Source organism: Candidatus Polarisedimenticolia bacterium, from assembly GCA_035764505.1.
GTDB lineage: Bacteria > Acidobacteriota > Polarisedimenticolia > Gp22-AA2 > AA152 > AA152.
Window position 1 is genome coordinate 1 of the sequence record DASTZC010000233.1, and the last position, 4,129, is coordinate 4,129.

5 protein-coding genes are annotated in these 4,129 nt (G+C 66.7%); all 5 read left to right on the forward strand.

Annotation, left to right across the window (positions count from 1 at the left end; translation table 11 throughout):
- Positions 1–312 (forward strand): hypothetical protein (locus VFW45_15605; GenBank protein HEU5182210.1); only part of this gene is annotated, 312 nt, incomplete at its 5' end.
- Positions 305–679, forward strand: a complete 375-nt coding sequence (locus tag VFW45_15610) for a transcriptional regulator (protein ID HEU5182211.1) — start codon at positions 305–307, stop codon at positions 677–679. The genes VFW45_15605 and VFW45_15610, both read left to right, overlap by 8 nt.
- Positions 680–720: 41 nt before the next feature.
- Positions 721–1,419 carry a hypothetical protein gene (locus VFW45_15615; GenBank protein HEU5182212.1) on the forward strand — a complete coding sequence of 233 codons (699 nt, stop codon included), beginning with the start codon at positions 721–723 and terminating at the stop codon, positions 1,417–1,419.
- Between the two features lie 72 nt (positions 1,420–1,491).
- On the forward strand, positions 1,492–3,102 hold the full coding sequence (locus tag VFW45_15620; protein HEU5182213.1) for a carboxyl transferase domain-containing protein: 1,611 nt from the start codon (positions 1,492–1,494) through the stop codon (positions 3,100–3,102).
- A 16-nt stretch (positions 3,103–3,118) separates the two neighbouring features.
- Positions 3,119–4,129 (forward strand): biotin carboxylase N-terminal domain-containing protein (locus VFW45_15625; GenBank protein HEU5182214.1); only part of this gene is annotated, 1,011 nt, incomplete at its 3' end.

Genomic DNA, 4,129 nt, shown 5'->3' on the forward strand with positions numbered 1-4,129 from the left:
CGGCCGGCACGCCGTTTCTTCCTGGCCCTGATACCGCCGCTGGCGGCAGGCGCGATTCTGACGCCGCGACTCTTCAATTCCGGACGCTCCGACCTGCTGCCCGCCGTCTGGCTTCTTCTCTACGGAGCGGGAATCGTGACGGCCGGGGCCTTTTCGGTGAAGCCGGTGCCGATCATGGGGGCCTGCTTCATGGCCCTCGGGACCGCGGCGCTCGCTTTGCCGCCGGGCTGGGGCAACCTCTTCATGGCGGCCGGCTTCGGGGGGCTGCACCTCGGCTTCGGCGCCTTCATTGCCTGGAGGCACGGTGGGTAGATCTCCCGTTTCCCGCAGAGCTCCCGAGACCGAGCGCAAGAGTGTGCCGGCCCCCTCCGCGCCGCGCGCCCGCGCCCTCCAGCTGGATCGCATCATCCCCGATCGGATTCGCCTTGGAATCCTCAGCGCCCTGGCGACGCATCCCACCCTGGCTTTCAACGAGCTGAAGGAGATGCTCGACACCAGCGACGGCAACCTGAGCGTGCATGCCCGCAAGCTGGAGGAGGTGCGCTACATCACGGTGCGCAAGTCATTCGCCGGCAGGATTCCCAGGACCGAGTTCAAGCTCACCGATGCGGGGCGGAAGGCGCTGGAGTCCTATCTCGGCCACATGGAGGCGCTGATCCAGGCGACCCGCTCGTCCTAGCGGACGAATGCGGCGCCGGCATCGCCGATTTGGAGTCGGAAATGATCTTCACACCCAACAATGCCCCTGCGGTCGTGCTCCTGTTCCTTGGGACCGTTCTCGTCGTCGGGATCGGCGTGACCTCGGGGGCCTGGCTCGCCTATCGCAAGCGCTTCGTGGCGGCGCGCCGGATTGGGGAGGCCCTTGCCGTCGTCCTGCTGATATACGGGGGGACGCTCCTGGCCCATTCCTTCACCAGCAGCGACCGCTCGCTGGAGCCGGGACAGCTGAAGTACTTCTGCGAAATCGATTGCCATCTTGCCTATTCGGTCGAATCGGTCCGCGAAGTCTCATCGCTTCCCGGACCTCCGGCGGTCCATGCGAAGGGAAGGTTTCTGATCGTCAGCGTGAAAACCTGGTTCGACCCCAACACCATCTCGCCGCACCGCGGCAACGGCGAGCTGTATCCCAATCCCCGGGCAATCGAGCTGGAAGACTCCGCCGGAGTCCGGCACAGGCCCTCGGTGGAAGCCGAGAAGGCCGCCGTGCCAGGGAGCGATCCGCGCGAGCCGCTGGCGCGCCCGCTGCGCCCCGGCGAGTCGTACACCACCGATCTCGTCTTCGACCTGCCGGCTGCGGCGCACGCCACGCGGCTGCTCATCACCGAGAATCTCGCGGTGGCTCCCTTCATCGTCAGCCACGAGAACAGCCTGTTCCACGGAAAGACCTGGTTCCGCCTCCCCACCCCCGGCAATTCCTGACCTCCTGAGCGCGCTCCAACACGAATCGATCGCCGTTGCGGGGGGGAGGGTCGGATGCTACACTCCCCGCCCATGGAGATCCTGAGCTCCTCCCTGAATCCGAAGGATTCCCGCTTCCAGGAAAATGACGCGCACCACCGGCGGCTGGCCGCCGAGCTGAGGGAGCGGCTCGCCCGGGCGCGCGAGGGCGGCGGCGCGCAGTACCGCGAGCGCCATGTCCAGCAGGGAAAGATCTTCGTGCGGGATCGGATCGATCAGCTGCTGGATCCCGGCTCTCCCTTCCTGGAGCTGAGTCCCTTGGCCGCCTGGGAGATGTACGATCAGGAAGCGCCCTGCGCCGGGTTGGTCACGGGAATCGGCCGTGTCAGTGGGCAGGAATGCCTGATCGTCGCCAACGATGCCACGGTCAAAGGCGGGACCTACTATCCGATCACGGTGAAGAAGCACCTGCGCGCCCAGGAGATCGCGGCGGAGAACAACCTGCCTTGCATTTACCTCGTCGATTCGGGCGGCGCCTTCCTGCCGCTGCAGGCGGAGGTCTTTCCCGATCGCGAGCACTTCGGACGGATCTTCTATAACCAGGCGCGCCTGAGCGCCGCGGGAATCCCACAGATCTCGGCGGTGATGGGAAGCTGCACCGCCGGCGGCGCCTATGTCCCGGCGATGAGCGACGAGACCGTCATCGTGAAGGGGATAGGGACGATTTTCCTCGGTGGCCCGCCGCTGGTGAAGGCGGCCACGGGCGAGGAAGTCAGCGCCGAGGATCTGGGAGGCGCCGACGTTCACACGCGCCGCTCGGGCGTGGCGGACCACATGGCCGATGACGACACCCATGCTCTGGCGCTGGTGCGCGGGATCGTGGCGACCTTGAACCGGCGCAAGTCGGTCGGGATCGATGTCGCCGAGCCGGAGGAGCCGCGCTACGACCCGGCCGAGATCTACGGGTTGCTGCCGAGCACCTTCCGTGAAGTCTACGACGTGCACGAAGTCATCGCGCGTCTCGTCGATGGCAGCCGCTTCCGGGAGTTCAAGGCGCGCTACGGCACGACGCTGATCTGCGGCTTCGCGCGCGTCGAGGGGTATCCGGTCGGAATCCTGGCGAACAACGGCGTCCTGTTCAGCGAGTCGGCCCTCAAAGGGACCCACTTCGTGGAGCTGTGCACCTCGCGCGAGATCCCGCTGCTCTTCCTGCAGAACATCACCGGCTTCATGGTGGGCCGCGAGTACGAGGCGGGCGGTATCGCCAAGGACGGAGCGAAGATGGTGCACGCCGTCGCGAATGCCTCGGTGCCGAAGCTGACGGTCATCATCGGTGGGAGCTTCGGAGCGGGGAACTACGGCATGTGCGGACGGGCTTACTCGCCGCGCTTCCTGTGGATGTGGCCCAACGCCCGCATCAGCGTGATGGGCGGTGAGCAGGCGGCGAACGTCCTGGCGACGGTGAAGGACGAGCAGCAGGTCCGCCAGGGGAAGAAGCCGATGGCCGACGGCGATCGCGCCGAGTTCATGAGGCCCATCCTCGAGAAGTATGAGACCGAAGGAAGCCCCTACTACTCCACCGCCCGCCTGTGGGACGATGGCATTCTCGATCCGGCACAGACCCGCCGCGTACTGGGGCTGGCCCTATCCGCCGCGCTGAACGCGCCGAAGCAGCCCACGCGCTACGGCGTCTTCCGCATGTAGCGCGCGGGGGCCTCCCTTGTTCCGTCGCCTCCTCATCGCCAATCGGGGCGAGATTGCCGTGCGCATCGCGCGCGCCTGCCGCGAAGCGGGCATCACGGCTGTTGTAGTGCACGCCAAGGATGACGCGCGCTCGCTGCACGTCCGCACTGCCGATGAAGCGATCCTTCTCGAGGGTGCCACGCCTTCCGAAACCTATCTGAACCTGGCGGCGATTCTGGACGCGGCGCGCCGGGCCCGTTGCGACGCGCTGCATCCGGGATATGGATTTCTGTCCGAGAATGCCGAGCTGGCGCGCGCCGTCCGGGCCGAAGGCATTGCTTTCGTCGGTCCCAAGGCCGAGACAATCCGCCTGATGGGTGACAAGGTGCGTGCGAGGGAAGCGGCGCGCAGCGCCGGTGTGCCGGTAATGCAAGGCTATGACGGGGGCGGATCGCCGGCCGATTACCAGAAAGAGGCCGCGAAGATCGGGTTTCCCGTCCTGGTGAAGGCAGTCGGAGGCGGGGGAGGGCGCGGGATGCGCGTCGCCGCCTCGAAGAAGGAGCTGCCCGAGGCGCTGGAGGGGGCGCGCCGCGAGGCCAGCGGGGCGTTCGCCGATCCCCGCGTCTTCCTGGAAAAATATCTCCCCTCCGCCCGGCACGTCGAAGTCCAGGTGCTCGGGGACTTGGAAGGCAGGGTCATCTCGCTCTTCGAGCGCGATTGCTCGCTGCAGCGGCGGCACCAGAAGATCATCGAGGAAAGCCCCTCTCCCGCGCTGGACGAAGAGCTGCGCGGCCGCATCTGCCGGGCGGCGGTGGCGGTGGCCCAGGCCTCCGGCTACACCAATGCCGGGACGGTGGAGTTCCTGCTCGATCCCGTCTCCCGTGAGTTTCACTTCCTCGAGGTGAACACCCGGCTGCAGGTGGAGCATCCGGTGACCGAGATGATCACCGATATCGATCTCATCCTGGAGCAGGTCCGTGTTGCCGCCGGCGGCGGCCTGCAATTGACGCAGGATGAACTGAAATTTCACGGCCACGCCATCGAGTGC